This window comes from Chryseobacterium sp. W4I1 (assembly GCF_030816115.1).
Taxonomy (GTDB): domain Bacteria; phylum Bacteroidota; class Bacteroidia; order Flavobacteriales; family Weeksellaceae; genus Chryseobacterium.
On sequence record NZ_JAUSXQ010000001.1, the window covers coordinates 2,133,425 to 2,158,970 of the forward strand.

Consider the following 25,546-nt stretch of genomic DNA (forward strand, 5'->3'; position numbering starts at 1 on the left):
AATTTGTAATGACACTTATCAATTATATTTTGAGAAAGATAAAACCATTTGATACAATTCTCCGGTAGCGATGGGGAAGCGCTGTATATAAGGTAAAAAATAAAATAACCTACTGTAAAAACAGCAGGTTATTTATTTAAAAGTGACCGCGGAGGGATTCGAACCCCCAACCCTCAGAGCCGAAATCTGATATTCTATCCAGTTGAACTACGCAGCCGTATTCATGAGCAATGAATAATTGGAAATGAATCATTTCAAAGCACCCGTTGCTTATGGTTTACGACTGCGAAAATACTGATTTTTTTACAATTTAACCAGTCTGTATAAGTTTAATTCCAAAATCATTGATAATACTATTGTGTTGTTGGAACGGTTATGAATCGAAATACTGTAAATAGGATTTATCTCAAAGGATAATCATTAAACACAAATAATTAGATATCAAACTCTTAAAAGCAGAGATGTAACATTCAAAATAAATCTCATACTTATTGAATAAACATTTCGTAGATCAAAAATTATGAGAAATAAAATACTATCTGTCCTTTTATTTTTCTGGACAGTCACCCTTTTTGCGCAGAATAAGACTTCAGATGATGAATATGCCAAGGCTAAAGAAATTATCAGAGATTTGGATTCCATTGTGTCACCAAATGGCATTCAGGAAACTTATCCGGTAATTATTGGAAATATAAAACAACAGGTATATGTAAGAGGTCAGAATAAAGAAAATCCTATTATTCTTTTTGTTCATGGTGGGCCTGCATCCCCTGTATCTCCGGTGATGTGGATGTTTCAAAGACCTATTGAAGAATATTTTACAGTCGTTAATTACGATCAGAGAGCAGCAGGAAAAACCTATGCTATTAATGATACCGTTAATTTAGGAAAAACCATCCACATTGACCAGTATGTAAAAGATGTTATTCAGCTGGCAGAATATATTGAGAAAAAATACAAGAAGAAAAAAGTCATATTGATGGGCCACAGCTGGGGAACTATTGTTTCTATGAACGCTGCTCTGAAAAGGCCGGATCTGTTCTATTCTTATGTAGGCATAGGCCAGATCATCAATACCCGAGATAATGAACGATTGAGCGTGGAATATGCTTTAAAAGAAGCCATCCGTTTAAAAAATGATGTAGCTATAAAAGAACTGAACTCTATTTCACCCTATCCCGGAAACCAGCCAATCACAAGAGAAAGAATCATCATCGCCAGAAAATGGCCGCAATATTATGGTGGATTAACGGCTTTCAGAAGTAATTCAAGATACTATTTTCAGGCGCCACTGCTTTTTTCGGAATATTCAGAAAAAGATCTTGATGCACTTGGAAATGGAAGTCTTTTTACCTTAAAAAGGTTATTACCGGAATTTCTAAACGTTGATTTTAAAAATGTTAAAACTTTTCCTATCCCTGTTTTTATGTTTATGGGACGCCATGATTATACTACACCTTCCGAACCTACCGATACATGGCTTAAAAATGCAAAAGCTCCTTTGAAAAAAGGAATATGGTTTGAGAATTCTGCCCATCTTATTCCCTGGGAAGAGCCTGGAAAAATGCTGGTTACTTTACTAAATGACGTCCTTCCAACCGTTACAGATAAAAAATAATATCATGTGCAGAAAAGCAAAAAGCCTTACATCTCAAAATGTAAGGCTTTATTTTATTTAATATTCTTTTAGCTTAGAAAGTAATCTTCACTCCTCCTAATATCTGTGCTCCTAAGACTTTATAGCCTTTGTAGGTTTGATAATTAGAATTCAGAAGGTTGTTTCCGATGGCAAAAACACTGAAATTTTTATGGAATTTATATTCTGCAGAAAGGTTTAGATCTGCATATCCTCCCACTTTATCATTTCTGTTCTCTGTAGACTGATAAACCATTCCCGGATTGGCTACTCCTTCGATAGCAAAAGAGTTTGTCGTTCTGTCACTGGCAAAGATTCCTTTGAAACCTAACAGTAATTTTTTGTCCAGCATGGTATATTTTGCTCCGATGCTTGCATTCACTAAGGGAACGTTATAAATATCTTCGTAATTCTTCAGGTCATACTTAGTAAACCTTACTTCTCCGTCTAAAATTAAATTTTCAAGCGGGAAATACTGTACACTCCCTTTAATATCACTTACATTCCCATCGTCATAAACGGCAGAGAAAGTATTCACAAAATTGTATGCTGAACGGTTTAATGTATATACATCATCAAAAAGGTTATTACCCTGGAAGAACATAATATTCCTCATTTTTCCGTAACCTGCAGAGAAGTCATATTTGAATGTTTCGTCGATATCTCCACGCAAACCTACATAAAAATGATATTGTGTCTCTGTTGGCTTTAAAAACTGGTCAGAAACAATGAATGGGTTAGCCTGTAAAAGATCTCCGTAGGTATTAAGCTTCAATCCGCCATCTACCCCACCGTAGAATTTAAATTCGTTAGCAGCAGCCACCTGGAACTCAGCCTGTGGAAACCAATAGGTCTTATTATTTTTCACTTCTCCGCCAAGCGCATCATTAGAATTCTTAGCATTCAGGAAAGAGAATCCTGAGCCTAACATTAAGTAGGAATCTCCTTTTCTGAAAGTTACTTTCGGACTAAGACTCGTATTAAAGAAATTAGATGAGTTTTTATTGACAATCGCAAAATCTGTTTTCACAGCTTCTACGCCAACACCCAAATCTGCATTTAAAACAATTCCTGACTTACCAATCTCTACGGCATGCTTGGAAAGATTCGCCAAAATGGAAACCTGGTTTTCCTGTGCATCAAAATGGTCTTTCAGGAAAGATGATTTCACTCTTACATCATTTAAGATTTCATTGGAATAAAAGTCATAATATCCATTCACCTTAAACTGGTTTACCCTTTGCTTCAGATCCACATCTGCCGAAGGTTCCATGGCATAAATTCCGTAATATCTGTTGTTATCCAGTGCATATTCAGCATTAAGATTGAATTTCCCTTTGTCTCCATAAGAATTCAGGTAAGCTCCAATCGCCGTAGAACTTTGCTTGGAATCCCAGTCATATTCTTTTTTCAATCCCAAAGTAGAAAGAAAATGGAAATCCGCTCCTACTTCCAGTTTATTATCAAGGGTTTTAGAAATATTGGCATCACCTAAAATTTTGCCGAAGTTCCCCATTCCAAACTGCAGATAGTTATTCTGAGCTGTTCCTTCAAATTTCGGAGTGACATCCTGTCCCTGAATGGTAGATGTCTTAAAATCCGAAACCGCAGGTACGTCCGTAATAGTATACTTTACAGGATTCTGAGATTTCTCTTCCGGCGGATAATTCTTGATGGTCTCCACAGAAGTTTTCTTCTTCTCGATCTTCTTTACCTCAGGTTCCCGCTTCTTATTAAGAATCAGTTTTTCCTCCTTGATCTGGGAAAACGCAAACTGCGAAAACCCTAAAAATAATATGGATAATAATTGAATTTTTCTGTTCATTATTTTTTGTATTTAAGTATTTAAGTAAAACGTATTAAAGATTACATGAATACATTTTACATTAATACAGTAGTACATTCTACTTTTTAATCTGCTTTTTAACCTCTTTTGCTTCTGCTACGATCTCCGGGAAATCTTTATAGTTCTCGATAATCTGGTCGCAGGTATAACTTGCCTGGTAATTATCTTTAAGTCCAACATAGTTTTTAGCCATCAGCACCAAGGCTTTTGCGCCCCAATAATCTTCGGAGGCATAATTGTTGGCCAGTTTAAAGATCGTCTCGTTAGAAGACTTGAATGCCTTTCCTTTATTCTGATAATAAGCTTTTGCATATAGTGCTTCTGCTGCTACCGATGTATTGGAAGATTTTTCAAGAGAAGTGTACGCTGACTGTGCGTCTTTATCTTTCCCTGAATTCATCAGGCTTCTTGCTTTGATCACTTTCGCAGTTTCAATAATCGCTGAAGAGTTTTTCGTGTTTGCAATTACCGCATCGGCCAGTTTTTCAGCCTGAGAGAAGTTTTTCTCATTGGCATACATCTTCATTAGCTCCACATTAGCATAGTTTCTAATGCTGATATCCGAAGAATTTTTGATATTCTCAAGATACTTTTTAGCTTCTTCCGTATTGCCCTGAGCCAAAGATATTTGTGCCAGACGGGTCTGCGCATCATCCTGATAGTCATTCTGTACTGATGCTACTTCCTGAAGGACAAGAAGGGCTTTCGTAGCATTATTAGTTTGATAGTAGCTTTCTCCCAACTCGTATTTAGCCTGGTAAAGACCTTCTCCGGTAGGATTCTGCGTTAAATATTTTTCGTAGTAAGAAATAGCATTTTTGTAGTCTTTCTTCGTAAAATACTGCTTTCCGGTAGAAAGATTGATCTCGTCGATCTCAGAAGCATCCACATTCACCCCGATATTTTTTGCAAAGCTTTCATATCCGGAAACGTCACCGTTTTTCGTGAAAATAGGTTTTGCTGCCTGAACAATCTTTTCAGCATAAGCCGTATTTTTATACTGCTCCCCTAGAGATTTAAGCTCAGAAAGTGCTTTATCATTCTGGTTTTGGTCAATGTAATTCTGGGCTCTGTAAATAGACGCATTGGCAATAAGATCTTTATCCGAAGAAGTTTTGATCACTTTAGCAAAAGCATCATTGGAATTGGCAAAATCATCCTGGGCCGCATATGCCGCTCCCATTTCATATTGTGCATCATCATAATACTCGGAATCCGGATACTTGGACAGAAGATTTTTCAGATTGGTGATCTTCGCCTGTGTATCGCCTTTAAATCCTAAAGCCATCGCTTTTTGGTATAAAGTATAGTCGGTGGCATCTTCATTTTTATCGTAAATCGCAATTGCCTCGTTCAGATCATTGTTTGCATAATGAATATCGGCAAGACGAAGTTCTGCATCATTTTTGAATTCAGGCTTCGGATTGGTCAGATACTGCTTGAAATAGGTCTGTGCCTGATCGAATTTTTTAGCTTTAAAGTAAGCATATCCTAAATCATAAGGTAATTGCTGTTTTTCAGGGAAAGTTTCAGTAAGAAGCTTCTCATAACGGGTAATGGCAGAAGGATAGTTTCCTTTCTGGTAATACACCTGTCCCAGCCAGTATAATGCTCTGTTGTAAAATTCCTTATTGATATTGAATCCTAAGCTTCTCAGGAAATATTTTTCTGCTTCATCATAGTTTCCTTTGTTGAATTCCTCTGTTCCCAATAAATAAGAGACTTCCTGATCCACTTTATTGATCTCAGGAGTAGAATTCTGAAGCCTGTCGATTGCGTTCAGGGTTTCCTTATAATTTCCGGAGTATAGGTATGATTTCACAAGAAGTGATCTCATTTCCGGTGCATTGGCATCGTTCTGATTTTCGTTGATATAGCTTTGAATAACGCCTGAAGGACTTTCAAACGGGTTTCCGATATCGTAACTTAATTTTGCATACTGTTCGTGTGCTAATTTTTTAACTTTAGCATCGTAATTCATCTGATAAGAAGAACGGAATGCAGAAAGGGCTTCCTGCTTCTTATCTACCGCCAGATAAGCATTACCCAGCTGATAATAAGCATTCTGCGCCAATGCTGAATTACTGTTCACAAGCTGGTTATAATAAGAAACTGCTTCATCATATTTTTTAAGCTGAGCAGCTACAAATCCCATTTCATAAAGGTCATTTTCAGACGGGTTCTGCTGTACGCTCAGATAATCTTTAAGGTGAGGATAAGCCGAAGTGTAATCATTTTTCATGAAATAACTCTCTCCGATGATCTTATGAACCTCTGCTTTATAAGAATCGGAAATATCTTCATTCAGAAGGGCTGTTCCTTCAGTAATGGCCTGGTCATAATTCTTGTCATTATAGTACATCTGTACATAATAAGGACGCACCAGTTTAGAGAATTTGGGTTGATCTTTTACAGAATCAAAATACTGGAAAGCCTTATCACTCTGTCTGTTTGAATAATACAGGTGACCCAGCATATAAGCAATATCGCCTTTTTGAGATTCGTCAGCTGTTTTATAGGCTTCTTCAAGCGCATCGGTGGCGCCTTTGGTATCGCCCATCATGAATTTAGCATAACCTAGTTTCAGGATATACTGGGTATTCTCTTCTTTTGAAAGCTGATATTGATTAACCTTTTTAAGTGTTTCAAGAGCTTTTTCAAAATCTTTTTTTGCCAAATAGTAATCTGCCAGTGGAAGATTGGCCTGAGCAAAATAAGCAGAATTCGGGTATTCTTTCATGAAGGCAGTAAGCCCTTCCTCTGCATGATTTTTCTGAAGAATAACCCCGATCACATTATCAAAAAACTGCGCCGCTTCTTTTCTCGATTTAGACAGATTCTGATTATAGAAATACTGTCTTGCATATTCGAACTGTGAAGCATTGTATATTTTGGTCTGATAAAGATTTTCTGCGAGATTGAACCTGTAATTTTCTTTCTGGGTAAAGTACTGTGACTGTTGCGCTTCGGAAACTCCGAAATAAAGCACGGCAGCTGAGAGAAGTATTTTTTTTGAATTCATTCTTTTTCTGAATAAAAAGATTAGTCTATATAAGTTAACGAAAATATTAAAAACTTATTGTTTAAGCAAGTTTTAAAGGTTTAATAACATAAATTAACAATTAATTACATTTCACTCTTTGATGATAAAAAATGATTAATTTAGTTCCTAAAAATTTGAAAATAATTTAATAAAGAGTCATCAAAAAAATATTTTGATTGAATCCTCATTCCAAAGCAGCTAAAAACATACCATTACATGAAAATTAAAATACTTTTAGCATTAATTTTTGTCAACCTGATACAGGCTCAAAAGTTTTACTTCCCTAAAACGGCAGTCACAGACTCTGCTGTTCTGGATAAACAAATGCCGTTACTTGCCTCAAAACTGATAACCCAGCCACAGTTCATGAAGCTTGAAAAAACCAGTAAACTTGCTTTTTCAGATAATCTTCTACGCCTGCAAATGGTTGCCAGGGACTATAAAAAATCAATTGCGACTTTATCAGCTTACCGGAATGAGTTTGCAGATCACAATATGGCCGGAAATAAATTTATTGCTTACGAATTTTACAGCATGGCGAAACTGATTGAGGCAAAAGAAAAAATAAGTTTCCATGATGCCCTTGAAAAAGCATTTAATAAAAAATATGAAAGCCTTTCTGATAAGTTGATCACCAAGATTGGTATTGCCGTAGATGGAGACGTTGCAGGATCCAGAAAGCTTTTAAAGAAAACACTGGACAAGCAGAAGGATAAAGACAGTATAGACTACGGATCGGCTTTGGCATTATGCAAAAGTTATCTGAACTATAAAATCTTTTCCGGTATTAAACCTCAGATTACATATCTGGTGGAAAAAAAAGATCAGGAAAAATTCATCACTGAAATAAAAGATCTGAAAACAAAAAATGGAAATACGCTGACCATCACCATTGTGAGAAAGAGAGAAAACACGGCTCCCCTGCCCGTTATCCTTACCAATAATATCTATGCAGGCCCGTTCGATGCCTATTTCGGAAAAAGAGCGGCCGTCTATAACTATGTTGGTGCAGTTGTGAATACCCGCGGAAAAAGAAACAGCAATGATGAGAACAATCCTTTTGAGCATGAGTCGCAGGATATTTATGATGTCATCGATTGGGTAAGTAAGCAGCCCTGGAGCAATGGTAAAGTCGGAATGATCGGAGGAAGCTATCTGGGCTTTAGTCAGTGGGCAGCCGTAAAAAAACTACATCCAGCCTTGAAAACAATTGTTCCGCAAGTTGCTGTAGGAATCGGAATAGACTATCCGGCTCAAAATAATATATTCATGAGCTATATGCTGCAGTGGATCAATTATGTCACGAACAATAAGCTTACAGATGAAGCTGATTTTAATAATGCTACGAAATGGGATTCTATTAATACCGCCTGGTACAAAAGTGGAAAATCATTCAGGTCCCTGGATACAATCAGCGGTAAGCCGAATAAGATATTTCAAAGGTGGCTGGATCATCCGGGATATGATGAATACTGGCAGAAAATGGTTCCTTACAAAGAGGATTTTGCCAATATCAATATTCCTATTTTAACAACCACAGGATATTATGATGACGATCAGATTGGGGCATTATCCTACTTTAAGGCTCATCATCAATATAATAAAAATGCTAATCATTATCTGGTGATGGGTCCTTATGATCATGGCGGTGCCCAAAGCTTTGGATATACTTATGTCAACGGCAGAGCGATAGATCCTGCCGCCAGAATAAGCATTGATGATCTTGCCTTTTCATGGTTTGATTATATCCTGAAAAATGGTAAGAAACCGGATCTATTAAAAGACAAAATCAATTTCCAGGTGATGAATACCAATGCCTGGAAACACGTTCCTACGCTTGAACAGATGCATACTTCAACCATCAAATTTTACCTTCAGGATCATAAAAATGCTCCATCGGTTTTTAATCTGCCTGCCCAGAAAAGCTTTGTGAAGCAAACCGTTGATTTAAAAAACAGGGATCAAAAAGATCTATATCATCAGATAAGCAAAACGGACAGTATAAAGACCACGAATTCCGTTTATTTTGAAAGTGAAGTTTTAGATAAAGACATAGTTATCAGTGGAAATATGGCTGGATTTTTCAATGTTTCCATCAATAAAAAAGATTTTGATACGGATACCTATTTATATCAGATACAGCCTGATGGCAAACCATTTTTACTTTCAACTCATATTGTAAGGGCGAGTTATGCCAAAAACAATGCGGTAAGACAGCTTCTTGAACCTGGTAAAATGGAACAAATCCCTATTAAAAATTCAATATTCATCAGCAAAAAAATTGAAAAAGGAAGCAAATTGGTTTTACTGGTTGGGGTTAATAAAAACCCAAGCTGGCAGATCAATTACGGAACAGGAAAAGATGTAAGTGATGAAACGATAAAGGATTCCGGAGAGCCGCTGGAGATCAAATGGTACAATGACAGCTATGTAGAAATTCCTATTTATCAATAATAAAGGCTAATAGTCTGTAAAGTTTTGCATTTTTAACTAAAAATTAAGATGACGGTTAACATCAAAATAAAAAATCATTACATTTGCTTTTTTTCAAACTCAAATAAATATTGAATGAATCAACTTTTCAGAAGGAAAAACTATTCAGAAACAGATACGTCTACGAGCCTTTTAAGGGTTTTAGGTGTTTGGGATATTGTTTTTTTTGGTATTGCGGCCATTATTGGAGCAGGAAGTTTCAGCAGTTTAGGTGAAGCAGTTTTCAGAGGTGGCCCCGGAGTTATTCTACTATATTTGATTTGTGGTTTTGCCTGCGGCTTTACGGCGTTATGTTATGCTGAATTTGCCAGCAGAATTCCTACAGCCGGTTCTGCATATACCTATGCGTATGCCAGTTTTGGAGAACTGATTGCCTGGGTAATCGGATGGGCACTTATTATGGAATATTCTTTCGGGAATATTTATGTAGCCTTTTCCTGGTCAGATTATTTCACCAGCTTTTTAGAACGTCTGGGGATGCACATTCCAGACTATCTTACCTGCAGCTATACGGAAGCCCGAAAAGCCTTTCAAAACGGTTCTCAGAATAAAGAATTGTTAAGTGCCTGGAATACAGCCCCGCTGGTTGGAAATTTAAAAATCATCCTTGATCTTCCTGCATTGGTAATCAACGGACTTATCACATGGCTTTGTTATGTAGGGGTAAAAGAAAGTAAGAACTTCAATAATTCTTTGGTTATTTTAAAGCTTGCCGTGATTGTTTTGGTGATCCTTGTTGGCTTTTCTTATATCAATACAGAGAACTGGACACCTGTAAATCCGGAAACTCATGTAGCTTCCTTTATGCCAAATGGTTTTGCAGGAGTCATGAGTGCCGTCTCAGGGGTTTTCTTTGCCTACATTGGTTTTGATGCCTTAAGTGTGCTTTCCGAAGAAACCAAAGATCCCCAGAGAACACTTCCGAAAGGGATGATCATTTCTCTTGTACTTTGCACGGTAATATATATTGCTTTAACATTGGTATTAACGGGAATGGTAGACTACAGGAAATTTGACGGTATCGGAGACCCGCTTTCATTTATATTCGAAAAATCAAATGCCAATGTGGCCTGGATGGAACTTGTGGTTTCTTTCGTGGCTATTGTTGCCATCACCACCGTATTATTGGTTTTCCAGATGGGACAGCCAAGAATCTGGTATGCCATGAGCCGTGACGGACTGATGCCTGAAAAATTCAAAACGGTTCATCCTAAATATAAAACACCTTCATTTGCTACCGTGATTACCGGTATTGCAGTGGGAGTGCCTATCTTATTTACAGATAAAACATTCATCCTTGATTTCACAAGTATCGGAACGATCTTCGCTTTCGTACTGGTCTGTGCAGGAGTTTTAATGCTCCCTGCAAAGCAAAAGATCAAAGGCAGGTTCCATCTTCCTTATATTAACGGTAAAATCATATTCCCGGTTATTTTCATCGGCGGACTGATTGGTTTCTATTTCTGGCAGCCTGAATTTTTCACTAATTTAATGGATTGGAATGATCCCAAAGAAGGTGAATTCAGAGCTTCTATTTTAGTATTTATTATGATCAATCTGATTTTGTGTGTTTTCACATTCATTAAAAATTTCTCATTAATTCCACTTATCGGTTTAAGCTCTTGCTTATACCTTCTTACAGGAATGAGCCATGAGAACTGGTTCTGGTTTGGACTTTGGTTCGCGCTGGGTCTGGTCATCTATTTCTGCTACGGTTACCAAAATAGTAATCTAAGAAAAGAAATGACATCCAAATAGTGATTACATAAAAAAGTATACTAAAAGGCAAATTCGTACATCAACGAATTTGCCTTTTACTTTTTAAACTGGCTTATTAAATCGGCCGAATTATTGCATAGATCTCACCGGAAACTATAAACTAATTTGCCATGTCTGACAGAATAAAAACCTATGGAGAATTTTACCAATTCTATCTTACCGAACATAGTAAAACAGGAACAAGAATCTTTCATTTTATCGGAACCCTTCTGGTATTTGCCGTAATCTGTTATGTGATTAGTTCTGGAAAGGAAAGATTCCTATGGTACATCCCTATTTTTGGATATGGTTTTGCGTGGTTCAGCCATGCAGTAATTGAAAAAAACAGACCCGCCACTTTCAAATATCCGCTTTGGTCATTGATCTCAGATTTCAGGCTGTTCTTTGAGCTGCTGATCGGAAAGCAGAAATTCAGAGGAATTACTCCTGTGGCAAAGGAAGCTGAGAATTCTGAGAATTTACATTGATTTTTACCACAATAGGAACAAAGGTTTTTAATACTTAAGTTATTTTCAAGTTATTGCTAACTGTAAGGCTTTGAAAAAATCAGAGGTTTTTAGTTTAGGTTTCGGCGGCCTCCGGCCGCCGAAACCTAAACTAAATCCAAATTTCAAAATCCCAAACCTATTTCCAAATTTTGTAGTTCTCAACTTCAATCTCAAAATTTGTTGTATACATTAATAATGATTCTCTTTCTTTAAATTTTCAGAAGGACATAAATCAAATCATTAAAAACTAAAAAACAGTATAAAAATTACGTTAAAAACTTCGGCACAGTAATTGTCACCTTAGTTTTAAAATAAGTTTATGAAAATTATAGCAACTATTCTAAAGGGAGCACTTCCTGCAGCAGCATTATTTGCAATGACCCAATGTACCACTACGGCCAACACTGCCGGAGCTGATGAAAAAACATTCATCGTAGGACCTGAAACTGCAGACTGTACTGGAGTAGCGCCTATGAAATGTTTGCAGGTAAAAGAAAAAGCATCAGAAAGCTGGACCAATTTCTACACCAATATTGAAGGATTCACGTATGAACCGGGATATGAATATGTTTTGAAAGTAAAAACGGAAAAGATTGCTAATCCGCCAGCCGACGGATCATCCATCAAATACACCCTGATCAAAGAGGTTTCCAAAACCAAAAAATAATATACAAAGCTCCCTGAAATTTCAGGGAGCTTTTATTTAATGATGATCTGCCTTTGATATTTTGATATTAAACGGTCATTCCGATATCAATTCCTTTGATTTTTCTGTAAAGATCGGTGGCAAAATTATCCGTCATTCCTGAAACGAAATCAATTACGCCTAGCACTTTCTGATAGTCTGATCCTTCTTCGTAAACAAACTGTCTTGGAAGAAGTTTCAGTGCTTTTATGTCATAAGATTTCCTCTCATCCTGTGGTTTCAGAATAGAAGGAATAAAATGATCCAGAAGCTCATACATAACATTGTAGCCTGCATTTTCAATTTCCACAACCGCTTTATGATTGTAAATTTTTTCAATTGAAAACGCTTCGATATCCTGCAGAGCACGATTTTCGGACTTATAAATATCAAGGAGTCCGTTATCCAGATTTCCCTGAAGAATAGTTTCAAAATTACTTTTGTAGATCTCAAGTGATTTATTGATCAGGGCATTGATAGCTTTCGCTCTCAGATAAGAAATCTTTTCATTTTCATTAGAAATGGATGCCAGTTTATTTTTCACCTTGTCTGTATCACCGCTTTCAGATTTGATCAATTCAAAAAACAGGTTTTCACAGTCTGAAGTGGATACAATTCCTAGTCGGTGGGCATCTTCCATATCGATAATATTATAGCAGATATCATCTGCTGCCTCCACAAGCCACACAAACGGATGCCTTTTAAAGATATAAGGCTCTTCGTTTTCAAGAATTAAATTCGTTGCCTTTGCAATATCAAGAAAAATATCTTTCTCATTCTGAAAAAAACCGAATTTCTTTCTATGAATAATTCCTTTCTTCTTGGCAACTGCTTCACACGGATATTTTGCAATACTTGCCAGCGTTGAAAAAGTAAGCTGAATTCCACCATCATCTTTTCCCTGCTGGCGTTGAGCCAAAACACGTATAGCATTTGCGTTTCCTTCAAAATTAACAAGATCTGCCCATTCTTTTTCATTGAACTTTTCCTTCAGATCTTTTTCATTTCTTTCAAAATAACTGGCAATCGCATCCTCCCCTGAATGCCCGAATGCAGGATTTCCCACATCATGACATAAACAGGCTGCTGCAATCACGTTTCCCAAATTATGAAGATAGAAGTTTTTGGAATCTTCCGTAAGTTCATTTTTATAGTTATCAGAGATAAATTCACCGATAATACTTCCTAAACTTCGGCCTACTGAAGAAACTTCCAACGAATGCGTCAGCCTGTTGTGTACAAAAACACTTCCGGGAAGAGGAAAAACCTGAGTTTTATTCTGCAGTCTTCTGAATGCTGAAGAAAAGATAATTCTGTCAAAATCCCTCTGAAAATCTGTTCTTGAAGCTTTAGTATGCGGATTATTTCCTGTACGCTGATTCGTGAAAATCTGGTTTAAATTCATCATTTTTCAAAATTACTCCAAATTTTATTTTTACGGAATAGTATTTGAACTTTTATTGAAAAGCAAAGCCATGCCTGAAGGTCCATCTATAATTTTAATGAAAGAAAACCTGCTGCCTTTTGTCGGAAATAAAGTGACAGAAGTGTCAGGGAATGCTAAATTTGAAAAGGAACCGCTGATCGGCCAAACCTTGAAAGAGATCCGCACTTTCGGAAAACAGACGTATCTTGTTTTTGATCGTCTTGCTGTACGGATTCATTTATTGATGTTTGGATCCTACAGTGTTGGCGAACAAACAAAACCGGACAAAAGTCTTCGCCTTTCTCTTCATTTTGCGACCGGAAGCCTATATTTCTATACCTGTTCCGTAAAATTGGTAGATTTTGAATTTTTATCTGCAATAGACTGGGAAGCCGATATTATGAGTGACATCTGGAACCCTAAAAAAGCAGAAGCTAAACTGAAAGCTAAACCTGAGACGATGGTTTGTGATGCATTAATGGATCAGGATATTTTTTCCGGCTTAGGAAATATTATCAAAAATGAAGTCCTGTTCAGAGTTGGAATCCAGCCGGAAAGCCTGCTCGGAAATATACCTCCAAAAAAACAGAAGGAGCTGATTGCTGAATCCAGAAATTATAGCTTTGATTTTCTGGAATGGAAACGGGAATTTGTTTTAAAGAAACATTGGTTGGTTCATACTAAATCTACCTGTCCAAAATGCGGCCAGAAACTTATTAAAAAACAGACCGGTTTAGGAAAAAGAAGAAGTTTCTACTGTGAAAAGGACCAGAAGCTTTATTAAACCTTATTTCACTTTAACAGCTTATTTACAGAATCTATTTTGACCACTGGCTTTTCCGTTCAAGAGAAAGGTAGAAAACATCTTATCTTTGAGGCATAAAATACATTCTGATTTATTCGACGAATGACAATAACCAAAAAACTTAAATTCTTACCATGACCGACGACAAATGGCTCGACAGATGGAACGACCGGTACAGCAGCGAGGAATTCGCTTACGGCACAGAACCCAATAATTATTTAAAAGAACAGTTAGAAAAACTACAGCCGGGTTCTATCTTGTTTCCTGCCGAAGGAGAAGGACGGAATGCTGTTTTTGCTGCAAAATCAGGATGGAAAACATCTGCATTTGATATCAGTGAAGAAGGAAAAAACAAAGCATTGCAGCTGGCAAAAAGCAACGGTGTAAAGATTGATTACCAATTGGGAGAACTGGAAACATTGGATTTTCATACGGAACAGTTTGATGTGATCGCCTTGATTTTTGCACATTTCCCTGCAGATATGAAATCATTTATGCATAAAGTTCTGGACCAATATCTTCGTAAGGGAGGTTTAATTATTTTTGAAGCCTTCAGTAAAAATCATCTTGAGTATGTTTTGAAAAACGAAAAAGTGGGCGGCCCGAAGGATATCGGATCCCTATTTTCAATTGATGAGATCAAAGCTGATTTCCCGGATTATGAAGTTATTGAACTGGAAGAAAAAGAAATTGAACTGAATGAGGGTGTATTTCATAATGGAACCGGATCTGTTATAAGATTTACAGGACGAAAACTATAAGAAGATTAAATGACACGGGAGAAAAAAGGCGGAATTATTATGACTTAAGATTCAGTATTTAATGATCCGCCTGAATATCTGATGAAAAAAGCCGTTTTATACACTTCTCCCAAAGGAATTTCCGAGTCATTGATGTAAATACTATGGTTATCGAATGAATCAATATAATCCATATTAACAACGTACGATTTACTTACCCGCACAAAAGACTCTGACGGAATCTTCTGATGTATAGTTTTTAAATTCATTGCAGTCATCAGCTTCTGATGCTGGGTATGAATAACCACATAGTCTTTCAAACCTTCAATAAATTTAATGTCTGTAAAATTGATCTTATAGTATCTCCTGTCTGCTTTTATAAACAAAAAATCTTTTGTATTGGATTCTATCGTATTTTTTACGGTATCCTTAGATAGCAGATCTTTATAGAGAACCGCTTTATCGATAGCCTTTTCTAAGCGTTGTTTTTCAATGGGTTTTAATAAATAATCTATTGCATCGAGATCGTAGCTTTTCAAAGCATACTGCGAATAGGCTGTTGTAAAAATGATCAGGCTCTGCCCCGGCAGCATTTCTGCGAATTCCAGTCCTGTTACCATTGGCATTTCAATATCCAGGAAAATAAGATCTACATCGTTGGTTTTCAGAAAATCAAGGGCGGAAGGAGCATTGGAGAATTCTCCAAGGATCTCGGTCTTTGAAATTTCATGAATCAGCGAACGCATTTCTGCTCTTGCTAACGGTTCATCATCTACGATTATACAATTCATACAGGAATTTTTAAATTAACGGTGTATTCTTTTTCTCCTGAAATGATATTCAGTTCGAATGCTTTACCGTACAAAAGTTCAAGTCTTCTTTTAATATTAGCCAGCCCCAGTCCTCCATATTTGCTATTGGCTACTGTCAAACTCGGGTTCATAGAATTGCTACAGGTAAAATAAAGTGTTTTACTTTCAACCTCAATATCAATTTTCACATAGGATTCTGTACTGCTGATATCTACACTGTGTTTTACGGCATTTTCAACAAAGGTGGTAAATAAATTCGGAGGAATAAAAGTGCTTTTTACATTTCTGTCTCCCGTTTCTGCATGGATATCAAAAGAAAAATTATCCCTTCTTATCTTTTCCAGGTTCAGAAAATTAGACAGAAAATCTATTTCTGAAACAAGCAACGTTTTCTCCTCGCCGTTCTCATACAACTGGTACCTTAAAAATTCTGAAAGCTTAACGATAACAGCTGAGGCTTTCTCCGGATCTGTTCTGGTCAATGCTTTGACATTATTCAGCATATTAAAAAGGAAATGCGGATTGATCTGATTCCTGAGTTCATTCAGCTCCATCTGTAAAGTGATATTGTTCAGCTCTGTAATTCTTTTGGAATCATTGATCCATTTCTGAAGTAATTTTACCGTAGTAGTGGTCATAATAATGGGAATACACATCAGTATGCCTTCATAGATGCTGCCCCTATCTCCTTCCTTCCTTAAATTTTCCACTCTGAAATCTTCAAAGAAAAATTTAAAACTGTATCCTATCATTTTCAGTCCGCCCACGCCCATCAGAACAAGCAGTATGAGATACGTAATATATCTTGTTTTAAAAAAGAACTTAGGTACCAGAATATATATATTAATGTATACCATGGCAATCAGTACAGTATACACGAAAAACAGAATATAATACTGATAGATTCCCGAATACCAATGCCAAAACCGGGCACTGTACAGCAGAAAGAAAAAGAAAACAAGGAACAACACATGTCTTCGGAGCCTGAAGCGGTCTTCCACCAGAAAGTCCATGACAAGCGTTTCTTTAAATCTTTCTGTGTCGGTTTTCATAATTTCTGGTGTTTTAATACAGACAAAAATAGAAAATAACATAAAGAACACCTATAATATTATACCAACCCTATCTTTTTTTATACCAATTTAAAAACTTTGAGGTTTCGTATAAAATAAAAGCGGTTTGGTATAAAAATAAATTTGTGAAACCTATTTCTCTTTTCCTTTGTCCTGTTCAATTTTTTTTATGCTTATGGAATTAGCCGTTTTTCAGGAACTTACCGAAGAAATAACCTTAGAATGTTTTTATATGACAGAATCGCAGCAAGAAGAGAAAGTAATACAACTGATCGACCTGCACCATTTTGTGGAATGTTATGACTCAAAGATTAAGATTTTAAGCTATATCCGCCATCCTATTAATATTATAGAGGAAGATGGCATTAAAAAAGGTATTTTATTTTACGACCTGAAACATTCTGCCCCGGTTGACTGGAATGTTCTTGAAGAGTTTAAAAGAAGACATCAGCTTAAAGAAATCTGGTTTGTCTTCGTAGAAGAAGATCCTATTTCAGACACTACCCTCCATGCTGATTTTATAACCGAAAACAGTATAGAGATATTTTATGACAAAATATTCTTGTTTCATTTTTTTCAATCCGCCATCCAATCCCTAAAATAAAACCATTAGAAAAAAAATAAGCATTTAAAATTTTAATAATTTAGGCTAAAGCAGATTGTCCGGATTTATTTTTCCTGTTAGTGGTTAAAGCTCACTTCTATCGAATTTTATCAAGAATCCTTTCAATTTTTAAATACTTAAATCTTTAAATTAAAAAAGATCAATGCGTCCCCATCTTTGAAAATACATTAATAACAATTACGCCAATCACAATTAATGCAATCCCAATAATGGCAGGCAGATCCGGAACCTGCTTAAAAGCGATGATACCAATTAGTGTGATAAAAACAATGCCTACACCTGACCATACTGCATAAGTAATCCCAACGGGGATCTGGCGCAGGGTAATGCTCAGGCAGTAAAAAGCAGCAGCATATCCTACAACTGTAATTACGGAGGGCCAAAGCTTTGAAAACTCTTCTGATTTTTTCAGAAAAGTGGTAGCTATAATCTCAAATGTGATTGCTAAAGCAAGAAAGATGTAACTGCGGCCCATAAGAATGTTTCTACAAAAATAATAAAATTAGTTTCTTTTTAAAGAAACCACACTGTCAAAATATCAATCATATTCTATTATTATCATAAAATTCGCATTGCGTGTTTCATCTTTATTAAATCTCTAAATAAAGAGTTAATAACCCAAACCAATATCAATAATTTTCACTATTTAGTTTCATAATGATAAATAGCTTCAACCGGTTTATCATTTATAAATTTTAGAATCGAAGAAATTTTTAGCCATAAATATCTGACAAACATTACTTAACACTCTGCCAGTATTTCTAAATTGTGTGACAAAATAACCCAATTGATGTCATATAATGTGTCACATTTTTAAATGCCTATCACAAAATTATCCTTTGAAAAATAATTTTTATTAACATAATAATTCTTTAGTCAACCAAAATTTGACGTTAGAAAAAATGCAAAAAAGTTAATATTATGCAACGCATTTCTTATTTTTTGATTTATCAACTTCAATATAGAAGCATAAAAACAGTTGTCAATTTTTTATTTTTTTACAGATTAAGCAATTAATATATTAATAATTATATAAAAACATATTAATTTTTTGTAAACAAAAAGTCATTTAAAATTAAACAATCACTTACTTAACATACTGATATACATCATGATTATTTACTTTGGCACATGATTTGAAAACTGTAATATTGCAATTAGAAAATTGATAAAATAAAGTCAAATAATTAAAAATAAAACAAAATGGTAACTTACATCGGAATCGCAACATGTGTAGTAGTATTCGCTTCTTATTTCGCAACAGTAAAAAGAGAGCAAAGAAACTAAGTTCTATACAAGCTAACAGCCTATAGAACATCTATATTAATTGTATTGTTTTATGTTTTTAATCTGATCATTCAGATGCTGCTCTTTTACTCACTGGAGTAAAAGGGCCCAAAAACATAATTCCTGAAAAGAATTCATAGCAAATTTTATATATCCCAATAGTCAAGCTGAGCAATATGCTCGGCTTTTCTTGTGGCTATGCGTGATAAAGCTGTTTTTATGTAAACGGAATAAAGTTCGTTCTATTAAGTATTTTAAAATAGTTGAATATTCCACTGTGTGATTTACTATTCAGATTTTTTGCGGTGTATTTTCCTGACCTGCATCTTATTCTCTATTTCAGATTCCTGCCATCATTCAATAAAGCTTTATCTTTGTGTGGATAAGAATTATTTTAAATTTCAGCATGAATCTGTACAATCTCATCATTCAGGATAAAGAGGAAGTGACCCTTAAGGATGTATTTCTCGACAGCAATAACAGCGCTCAGCTCGCACAACTCATCAAAGAGCATACTTATATCAAAGAACTGCAGGAATATGGGCTTCCTGTCAACAATAAGATCCTTCTGCAAGGAAGTTCAGGATGTGGAAAAACCATGACCGCTAAAGCTGTTGCCAATGCTTTGGGAAAAAGTATACTGGTCTTAAATCTCAGCAATATTGTTTCATCCCGTATTGGCGAAACTTCCCAGAACATTAAAATGATATTTGACAAAGCTGCCAGAGAAAGATCCGTTCTTTTCCTGGATGAACTGGATCAGATAGGAAAAGCAAGGGGAAGTGATGATAAGGACGTAGGTGAAATGAGAAGACTGGTAAATACCTTAATCCAGCTGATCGACTATTACCCTGAAAACGCCCTACTCCTCTGTGCAACCAATCATGCAGAGATCATTGATACCGCTTTGTTGAGACGTTTTCAGCTCAGAATTAATTACGAAATGCCTTCTGCTGAGTTTCTGGATACTTTTTATGATAACCTTCTTGCAAAATTTCCTGAAGACATGAGAAGCATACACCGTAAATACAGTATTTCTTTTGCGGAAGCGAAAGATCATGCTTTTACAGCCGTAAAATCAGCACTCATTAAAAAACTGGAAGCCCGGCAAATTACACAGCCATGAAAGAAGACATTCTCCACAATCTTGAACTTATCCATGAAAGAATAAATAAAGCATGTGAAAAAGCTGGACGAAAGCCCGATGAAGTCAGATTGCTGCTGGCCACAAAAACGGTCTCCGCAGAACACATCAAAACAGCTTTGGAAAATGGACAGCTCTTAATTGCTGAAAATAAAGTCCAGGAGTTAAAAGAAAAATACGAACAACTTTAAAAATATTCCCCACGAAAATCATTTTATCGGTCATTTACAAACCAATAAAATCAAGGACGTTTTAAAGTACAATGTGTCTTGTATACAGTCTCTAGACCGTGTGGAACTTGCCGAAAAACTTCATCAGCGCCTGATATCGGAGGGAAAAACGATAGACGTTCTTATCCAGGTCAACACATCTGATGAAGAAAGTAAGTTTGGGGTACCTCCGGAAGATGCTATACCACTCACCCGTAAAGTTTCTGAATTCAGTACATTAAAGATCAAAGGATTGATGACCATTGGCCTTTTCAGTGCAGAAACAGAGAAAGTACGACAGTGCTTTAAGATCCTTAAAAATCTGCAGCAGGAGATTATCCGGCAGAATATTCCAAACGTAGAAATGAAAGAACTTTCCATGGGAATGAGCGGTGATCTGGAAACTGCCATTGAAGAGGGAGCAACGATTGTGAGGGTGGGAACGGCTGTTTTTGGCGCGAGGGTATATCCGGATTCTTATTATTGGAATGAAGGGAAATAGTTACAAAAAAACAAGTTCTTGCTATTCCTGTTCTTTCCCTGATCTCTTCAAAATAGCTTCCCGCAAACGTTCTTCATGCTCATCACCCCAGTTTCCCAATGCAGAAATAACAGGAATCAGCGTTTTACCAAAAGCTGTGAGACTATACTCTACTTTTAAAGGGACCTGTGCATAAACAATCTTTGAAACCAACCCGTGCTCTTCCAGTTCTTTCAGCTGAATATTCAATACCCGGCGGGAAGCATCGGGAATTTTACGCTGCAGTTCACTTGGGCGAAGATGACCTTCATTGATAAACCACAGTAAACGGATTTTCCATTTACCGTAAAGCACCTCAGCGGTCAGGTCCAGGCCGCAATTTAAGTTCAGGGGAATTTTTCTTTCATGCATTATGTAAAATTAGCCCAATCTTCCAAAACAGGCAATAGGGAAAAAATTATCCCTATGCCATTCGATTTTCCCTTATTGCCTGAAATGGTGATACTTCAGAAATTTGTACCAAACAATTAAAGAAATGGAAAATCAATTCAATTTCAACAACGAACTGATGGGTAAAACCGCTCTCATCACTGGTGGTACAAAAGGGGCAGGAAAAGCCATCGCAGAAAGACTGCTCAATGCAGGAGCAACTGTTATCATCACAGCAAGGAATCCACCTGAAGAAGAAAATCCTGGTTTGCACTTTATTTCAGCAGACCTCAGTATTGCTCAGGGAACTCAAAAAGTGGTGAATGAAGTGCTACAACAATTCGGAAAACTGGATATCCTCGTCAACAATCTCGGAGGTTCGGAAACCAAAGGTGGTGGCTTTACAGTATTAACCGATGACGATTGGCTTCAATCAATACAGACCAATCTCCTTTCGCCGGTACGATTAGACCGCGGATTTTTACCGCAGATGATCGAAAGAAAAACCGGTGTCATCATTCATATTGCTTCTATTCAGGCAAGGTTACCTTTATATGACAGCACACTTCCCTATGCCGCTGCCAAAGCAGGCTTGCTTAATTACAGTAAAAGTTTATCCAATGAAGTTGCCTCAAAAGGCATTCGCATTTTAACCGTATCACCCGGCTGGATCATGACCACTGCCTCGGAAAGAATGATGCAACGAATTGCCGAGAGCAATAACTTCACCATCGAAGAAGCCACTCAAAGTGTCATGAATGCCCTTGGCGGAATCCCATTCGGAAGACCCGCACAACCAAAAGAAGTGGCTGAACTGGTAGGCTTTCTCGTTTCTCCGAGAGCAAGTTACCTCACCGGAACAGAATATGTGATTGACGGCGGGACTATACCTACTGTTTAATGGAGAGTGCACTCTTTGCATTAAAAGAATTAAAACCAAAGACAACAATTTAAAAACAGATAAAATGAATTTACCAAACATCGTTTCAAAATTAGTGAAAGCCCAAAACGAATTTGATAGCCATGCCTATGCAGACTGTTTTACTGAAACTGCCGTCGTACATGACGAAGGCAAAACCCACAAGGGAAAAACAGAAATACAAAACTGGATTGATACTGCCAATAAAGAATATAAAGCCAGCATGAAACCTCTGGGCTATAATGAGACAGGCCATGTTTTGTCAGCGGAAATCTCTGGTAACTTTCCCGGAAGTCCGGTGATTTTGAAATACCATTTTGAGTTCAGTGAGGGACTTATTGAGTCTTTGAAGATTACGGGCTAAAAGAATCAAAGTAAATTTCCTATTTATTACATACAGAATCCTCATTAAAATAGCTTCTTCGGTATCTTTTTTGATCGTAAAATATTTAAAACCAAACAAATACATTTTATGATTAAAAAATTACTCTTGGGCTGTCTGTTTATGACAGCAGTATTATTGTCTTCATGTGATAAGTATCATAATACAACACAGGCACAGGACAGTGAGGAAGTATCAATTAAAACAGTTTCAATGGTAACTTTTGGTACCATGGCTATAGCACTTCTTGTAGCATACAGCTATCGAAGAAGGTAGTAAACAAAATAATAAAAAAACACCCGTTTAGATGCTAAACGGGTGTTTTTTTATATAATTGTAAATGATTACATATAAGCTTCAATCGGCTCACAGGTACATACTAAGTTTCTGTCTCCGTAAGCTTCATCCACTCTTGATACAGAAGCAAAGAATTTGTGGTCTCTTACCCACTCCAGCGGATAAGCTGCCTTTTCTCTGCTGTATGGTTTGTCCCAAGAATCAGAGATTACCAATTGTTCAGTGTGAGGAGCGTTTTTAAGCACGTTATTCGCCTGATCTGCTTCCCCGTTGGCAATCTCATCAATTTCTCTTTTAATAGAGATCAATGCTTCTGCAAAACGGTCGATTTCAGACTTGCTTTCAGATTCTGTAGGCTCAATCATTAATGTTCCTGCTACAGGGAAAGAAACGGTAGGTGCATGGAATCCATAGTCCATCAGTCTCTTCGCTACATCAGCGACTTCAATTCCTAAAGTTTTGAACTGACGGAAGTCTACAATACATTCGTGAGCGACTCTTCCGTTCTCGTTTGAATATAAGATCGGGAAATGCTCTGCTAAAATTTCTTTAAGGTAATTCGCATTCATGATTGCATGCCCTGTCGCTTTTTTCAATCCGTCTGTTCCTAACATCTTGATGTAAGAGTAAGAAATATTAAGGATCAATCCTGAACCGTAAGGTGCTGCAGAGATACCGTCGATCGCTTCTTTAGAACCGACTCTGATATTGGCATTGGAAGGAAGGAAAGGAACCAGGTGTTTAGCAACACAGATTGGGCCAACTCCAGGACCTCCACCTCCGTGAGGAATAGCAAAAGTTTTGTGTAGATTCAGGTGACAAACGTCTGCTCCAATGTTTCCAGGACTTGTGAATCCTACCTGAGCGTTCATATTGGCACCGTCCATATACACCTGTCCTCCATGCTGGTGAATCAGGTTTGTAATTTCAATAATGTTGGCATCAAAGAATCCGTAAGTAGACGGATATGTGATCATCACACAAGATAGGTTTTCAGAATGCTGCTCTGTTTTAGCCTTTAAATCTTCGAAATCAATTTCTCCGTTTGCAAGGTTTTTCACGACAACGATCTTCATTCCTGCCATTGCTGCAGAAGCCGGGTTGGTTCCGTGTGCCGACTGAGGGATCAATACTACATTTCTGTGACCTTCGCCTCTTGAAATGTGATATTCTCTGATCACCATCAATCCTGCATATTCTCCCTGAGCTCCAGAGTTTGGCTGAAGAGAAGTTCCAGCGAAACCAGTGATTTCAGCTAAATCTTTCTCTAATTCTTTGATCATTTCCTGATAACCTCCCGCCTGGTCTACCGGTACAAATGGATGAACAGCTCCCCAATTATCCCACGAAAGTGGTAACATCTGAGTCGCAGCGTTCAGTTTCATTGTACAAGAACCAAGAGAGATCATTGAATGGGTTAATGATAAATCTTTTCTTTCCAAACGTTTGATGTAACGCATCAATTCCGTTTCAGTATGGTATTTGTTGAATACGCTTTCTGTAAGAATTTCGTCTTTTCTTAAATTCTCTTCAGGAATACTGTATCCTTCTTTAATTTCTAATTTGAAGGTCTGCTTATCTTTAAACTGAGCGAAAGAAGCCATCAGAACATTTAATTTATCCAATGTCGTACTTTCATTGATTGCAATGCTTACAACGCCTTCTGTGAAATAGTTCAGATTGATTTTATGATCAAGCATCATTCTTGACAATCTTCCTTTTTCATCTTCACTCATTGCGATTTTCACTGTATCGAAGATCGGCTCTTCAACAGTCTGGTATCCTAAAGCCTGAAGACCTCCTTTCAGAGCATTAGCCTTAAAGTGGATCTGATCTGCAATGTAATTTAATCCTTTAGGACCGTGATAAACGGCATACATTCCAGCCATTACAGCTAAAAGAACCTGAGCAGTACAAATGTTTGAAGTTGCTCTTTCTCTCTTAATATGCTGTTCTCTGGTCTGTAAAGCCATTCTCAGTGCACGTTTTCCGTACATATCCTGAGAAACTCCGATAATTCTTCCCGGAATATCTCTTTTGTAATCTTCTTTGCAAGAGAAAAATGCAGCATGAGGACCTCCGTATCCTAATGGAATACCGAATCTCTGAGTGGTTCCAACCGCACAGTCAGCTCCCATAGAAGCGGGTGATTTTAGTTTAACCAAAGCCATCGGGTCACAAGCTACCGCTACCTGAAGATCTATTTTTTTGTATTCTACGATATCTTCCGTATAATCTAGTACGATCCCGTTTTTACCCGGATATTGTAATAGAACACCGTAATAAGAATCGTCAAACGGATGGGTTTTGTGATCTCCCACTACCACTTCAATTTCCAATCCTTCTGCTTTTGTTTTAAGGACAGAAACGGTCTGTGGTAAAACAAGGTCAGAAATAAAGAATTTGTTTGCATTGGCTTTCTTCTGATCTTTTGTTCTGTTGTTAAAGAACATGTGCATAGCTTCAGCAGCAGCAGTAGATTCATCCAAAAGAGAAGCATTTGCCAGCCCAAAACCTGTAAGGTCACACACTACAGTCTGGAAATTAAGAAGCGCTTCTAATCTTCCTTGTGCAATTTCTGCCTGATAAGGGGTATAAGCGGTATACCAGCTTGGGTTTTCAAAGATATTCCTTTGAATAGCTGATGGCAAAAGTGTATTGTGGTATCCAAAACCAATATAGCTCGTATAATCAGTATTCTTCGATGCCAATTCTTTTGAATGGTTCAGCATCTCGTATTCTGAAAGCGGTGCAGAGATCTCAAGATCCTTTTCTAGTCGGATAGAAGAAGGAATAGTCTGAGAAATTAGTTCTTCAATACTTGAAACGCCCAATCTTTCCAACATCGCCTGTTTATCGGCTTCATTAAGGGAAATGTGACGGCTCACAAACTGTTCTGTATTCATTTTTATTTATTAGATTTTGTTCGTAAAAAAGATTCGTAAAA

Annotated in this window: 20 protein-coding genes, 1 tRNA gene and 1 pseudogene; 13 read left to right on the forward strand and 9 right to left on the reverse strand. The window is 36.9% G+C overall.

Annotated elements, in window-relative coordinates; genetic code table 11:
- Positions 1–143 precede the first annotated feature (143 nt).
- A tRNA-Arg gene (locus tag QF044_RS09940) sits at positions 144–217 on the reverse strand.
- A 303-nt stretch (positions 218–520) separates the two neighbouring features.
- On the opposite strand from QF044_RS09940, the gene QF044_RS09945 reads away from it, so the two are divergent.
- Positions 521–1,618: an alpha/beta hydrolase gene (locus QF044_RS09945; RefSeq protein ID WP_307266394.1), complete on the forward strand. Its 1,098-nt coding sequence runs from the start codon at positions 521–523 to the stop codon at positions 1,616–1,618.
- A 73-nt stretch (positions 1,619–1,691) separates the two neighbouring features.
- Here QF044_RS09945 and QF044_RS09950 read toward each other — a convergent pair whose 3' ends face one another.
- Positions 1,692–3,461: a TonB-dependent receptor gene (locus tag QF044_RS09950; protein WP_307266396.1), complete on the reverse strand. Its 1,770-nt coding sequence runs from the start codon at positions 3,459–3,461 to the stop codon at positions 1,692–1,694.
- A 79-nt stretch (positions 3,462–3,540) separates the two neighbouring features.
- Complete coding sequence (locus QF044_RS09955; protein WP_307266398.1) at positions 3,541–6,504, reverse strand: tetratricopeptide repeat protein; 2,964 nt, start codon at positions 6,502–6,504, stop codon at positions 3,541–3,543.
- A gap of 237 nt (positions 6,505–6,741) precedes the next feature.
- Here QF044_RS09955 and QF044_RS09960 point away from each other — a divergent pair, with 237 nt between their 5' ends.
- From QF044_RS09960 to QF044_RS09975, 4 genes are all read left to right on the forward strand, one after another.
- Positions 6,742–8,979, forward strand: coding sequence for a CocE/NonD family hydrolase (locus QF044_RS09960; RefSeq protein ID WP_307266402.1), 2,238 nt, complete (start codon positions 6,742–6,744; stop codon positions 8,977–8,979).
- 114 nt (positions 8,980–9,093) lie between these two features.
- Positions 9,094–10,776: an APC family permease gene (locus tag QF044_RS09965; RefSeq protein WP_307266404.1), complete on the forward strand. Its 1,683-nt coding sequence runs from the start codon at positions 9,094–9,096 to the stop codon at positions 10,774–10,776.
- Between the two features lie 131 nt (positions 10,777–10,907).
- Positions 10,908–11,264 carry a DUF962 domain-containing protein gene (locus QF044_RS09970; RefSeq protein WP_307266406.1) on the forward strand — a complete coding sequence of 119 codons (357 nt, stop codon included), beginning with the start codon at positions 10,908–10,910 and terminating at the stop codon, positions 11,262–11,264.
- Between the two features lie 340 nt (positions 11,265–11,604).
- Positions 11,605–11,952, forward strand: a complete 348-nt coding sequence (locus tag QF044_RS09975) for a DUF4377 domain-containing protein (protein WP_047451477.1) — start codon at positions 11,605–11,607, stop codon at positions 11,950–11,952.
- A gap of 67 nt (positions 11,953–12,019) precedes the next feature.
- On the opposite strand, the gene QF044_RS09980 is transcribed toward QF044_RS09975, so the two are convergent.
- Entirely contained in the window at positions 12,020–13,375 is a 1,356-nt protein-coding gene (locus QF044_RS09980; protein ID WP_307271988.1) for a deoxyguanosinetriphosphate triphosphohydrolase, read from the reverse strand.
- Between the two features lie 70 nt (positions 13,376–13,445).
- Here QF044_RS09980 and QF044_RS09985 point away from each other — a divergent pair, with 70 nt between their 5' ends.
- Entirely contained in the window at positions 13,446–14,180 is a 735-nt protein-coding gene (locus QF044_RS09985) for a DNA-formamidopyrimidine glycosylase family protein (protein WP_307266410.1), read from the forward strand.
- Positions 14,181–14,335: 155 nt separating this feature from the next.
- On the forward strand, positions 14,336–14,962 hold the full coding sequence (locus QF044_RS09990) for a bifunctional 2-polyprenyl-6-hydroxyphenol methylase/3-demethylubiquinol 3-O-methyltransferase UbiG (protein ID WP_307266413.1): 627 nt from the start codon (positions 14,336–14,338) through the stop codon (positions 14,960–14,962).
- Between the two features lie 44 nt (positions 14,963–15,006).
- On the opposite strand, the gene QF044_RS09995 is transcribed toward QF044_RS09990, so the two are convergent.
- Complete coding sequence (locus tag QF044_RS09995) at positions 15,007–15,732, reverse strand: LytTR family DNA-binding domain-containing protein (protein WP_307266416.1); 726 nt, start codon at positions 15,730–15,732, stop codon at positions 15,007–15,009.
- Positions 15,729–16,805, reverse strand: coding sequence for a sensor histidine kinase (locus QF044_RS10000; protein WP_307266419.1), 1,077 nt, complete (start codon positions 16,803–16,805; stop codon positions 15,729–15,731). The genes QF044_RS09995 and QF044_RS10000 overlap by 4 nt, the downstream gene beginning before the upstream one ends.
- Positions 16,806–17,001: 196 nt before the next feature.
- On the opposite strand from QF044_RS10000, the gene QF044_RS10005 reads away from it, so the two are divergent.
- Complete coding sequence (locus QF044_RS10005) at positions 17,002–17,430, forward strand: hypothetical protein (protein WP_307266421.1); 429 nt, start codon at positions 17,002–17,004, stop codon at positions 17,428–17,430.
- 160 nt (positions 17,431–17,590) lie between these two features.
- On the opposite strand, the gene QF044_RS10010 is transcribed toward QF044_RS10005, so the two are convergent.
- The gene (locus tag QF044_RS10010) at positions 17,591–17,926 is read right to left on the reverse strand and encodes a multidrug efflux SMR transporter (RefSeq protein WP_307266423.1); all 336 of its coding nucleotides are present in this window, start codon (positions 17,924–17,926) and stop codon (positions 17,591–17,593) included.
- A 1,218-nt stretch (positions 17,927–19,144) separates the two neighbouring features.
- On the opposite strand from QF044_RS10010, the gene QF044_RS10015 reads away from it, so the two are divergent.
- Together QF044_RS10015 and QF044_RS10020 are read left to right on the forward strand one after the other, a co-directional pair.
- A complete protein-coding gene (locus tag QF044_RS10015) occupies positions 19,145–19,864 on the forward strand; it encodes an AAA family ATPase (protein WP_307266426.1) in 720 nt (239 codons plus the stop codon).
- Positions 19,861–20,593: pseudogene (locus QF044_RS10020) on the forward strand (YggS family pyridoxal phosphate-dependent enzyme). The gene QF044_RS10015 and the pseudogene QF044_RS10020 overlap by 4 nt, the downstream one beginning before the upstream one ends.
- A 21-nt stretch (positions 20,594–20,614) precedes the next feature.
- Here QF044_RS10020 and QF044_RS10025 read toward each other — a convergent pair.
- On the reverse strand, positions 20,615–20,983 hold the full coding sequence (locus QF044_RS10025; RefSeq protein WP_307266427.1) for a helix-turn-helix domain-containing protein: 369 nt from the start codon (positions 20,981–20,983) through the stop codon (positions 20,615–20,617).
- Positions 20,984–21,107: 124 nt separating this feature from the next.
- Between QF044_RS10025 and QF044_RS10030 the strand changes: the two genes are divergently transcribed.
- From QF044_RS10030 to QF044_RS10040, 3 genes are all read left to right on the forward strand, one after another.
- Entirely contained in the window at positions 21,108–21,902 is a 795-nt protein-coding gene (locus QF044_RS10030) for an SDR family oxidoreductase (RefSeq protein WP_307266430.1), read from the forward strand.
- 64 nt (positions 21,903–21,966) lie between these two features.
- Complete coding sequence (locus QF044_RS10035) at positions 21,967–22,284, forward strand: nuclear transport factor 2 family protein (RefSeq protein WP_307266432.1); 318 nt, start codon at positions 21,967–21,969, stop codon at positions 22,282–22,284.
- A gap of 126 nt (positions 22,285–22,410) precedes the next feature.
- A complete protein-coding gene (locus tag QF044_RS10040) occupies positions 22,411–22,578 on the forward strand; it encodes a hypothetical protein (RefSeq protein WP_307266435.1) in 168 nt (55 codons plus the stop codon).
- 68 nt (positions 22,579–22,646) lie between these two features.
- Here the strand turns inward: QF044_RS10040 and gcvP are convergent, their stop codons facing one another.
- On the reverse strand, positions 22,647–25,505 hold the full coding sequence (gcvP, locus tag QF044_RS10045; RefSeq protein WP_307266437.1) for an aminomethyl-transferring glycine dehydrogenase: 2,859 nt from the start codon (positions 25,503–25,505) through the stop codon (positions 22,647–22,649).
- Positions 25,506–25,546: the final 41 nt, after the last annotated feature.

What these genes read in the sequence shown, in the direction of transcription:
- QF044_RS09950 (WP_307266396.1), bottom strand. Translation starts at nt 3,461, where the DNA reads ATGAACAGAAAAATTCAATTATTATCCATATTATTTTTAGGGTTTTCG.
- QF044_RS09955 (WP_307266398.1), bottom strand. Translation starts at nt 6,504, where the DNA reads ATGAATTCAAAAAAAATACTTCTCTCAGCTGCCGTGCTTTATTTCGGA.
- QF044_RS10000 (WP_307266419.1), bottom strand. Translation starts at nt 16,805, where the DNA reads ATGAAAACCGACACAGAAAGATTTAAAGAAACGCTTGTCATGGACTTT.
- QF044_RS10005 (WP_307266421.1), top strand. Translation starts at nt 17,002, where the DNA reads ATGGAATTAGCCGTTTTTCAGGAACTTACCGAAGAAATAACCTTAGAA.
- QF044_RS10030 (WP_307266430.1), top strand. Translation starts at nt 21,108, where the DNA reads ATGGAAAATCAATTCAATTTCAACAACGAACTGATGGGTAAAACCGCT.
- QF044_RS09990 (WP_307266413.1), top strand. Translation starts at nt 14,336, where the DNA reads ATGACCGACGACAAATGGCTCGACAGATGGAACGACCGGTACAGCAGC.
- QF044_RS09945 (WP_307266394.1), top strand. Translation starts at nt 521, where the DNA reads ATGAGAAATAAAATACTATCTGTCCTTTTATTTTTCTGGACAGTCACC.
- QF044_RS09980 (WP_307271988.1), bottom strand. Translation starts at nt 13,375, where the DNA reads ATGAATTTAAACCAGATTTTCACGAATCAGCGTACAGGAAATAATCCG.
- QF044_RS09985 (WP_307266410.1), top strand. Translation starts at nt 13,446, where the DNA reads ATGCCTGAAGGTCCATCTATAATTTTAATGAAAGAAAACCTGCTGCCT.
- QF044_RS09965 (WP_307266404.1), top strand. Translation starts at nt 9,094, where the DNA reads ATGAATCAACTTTTCAGAAGGAAAAACTATTCAGAAACAGATACGTCT.
- QF044_RS10035 (WP_307266432.1), top strand. Translation starts at nt 21,967, where the DNA reads ATGAATTTACCAAACATCGTTTCAAAATTAGTGAAAGCCCAAAACGAA.
- QF044_RS09970 (WP_307266406.1), top strand. Translation starts at nt 10,908, where the DNA reads ATGTCTGACAGAATAAAAACCTATGGAGAATTTTACCAATTCTATCTT.
- gcvP (WP_307266437.1), bottom strand. Translation starts at nt 25,505, where the DNA reads ATGAATACAGAACAGTTTGTGAGCCGTCACATTTCCCTTAATGAAGCC.
- QF044_RS10010 (WP_307266423.1), bottom strand. Translation starts at nt 17,926, where the DNA reads ATGGGCCGCAGTTACATCTTTCTTGCTTTAGCAATCACATTTGAGATT.
- QF044_RS10015 (WP_307266426.1), top strand. Translation starts at nt 19,145, where the DNA reads ATGAATCTGTACAATCTCATCATTCAGGATAAAGAGGAAGTGACCCTT.
- QF044_RS09960 (WP_307266402.1), top strand. Translation starts at nt 6,742, where the DNA reads ATGAAAATTAAAATACTTTTAGCATTAATTTTTGTCAACCTGATACAG.
- QF044_RS10025 (WP_307266427.1), bottom strand. Translation starts at nt 20,983, where the DNA reads ATGCATGAAAGAAAAATTCCCCTGAACTTAAATTGCGGCCTGGACCTG.
- QF044_RS09995 (WP_307266416.1), bottom strand. Translation starts at nt 15,732, where the DNA reads ATGAATTGTATAATCGTAGATGATGAACCGTTAGCAAGAGCAGAAATG.
- QF044_RS09975 (WP_047451477.1), top strand. Translation starts at nt 11,605, where the DNA reads ATGAAAATTATAGCAACTATTCTAAAGGGAGCACTTCCTGCAGCAGCA.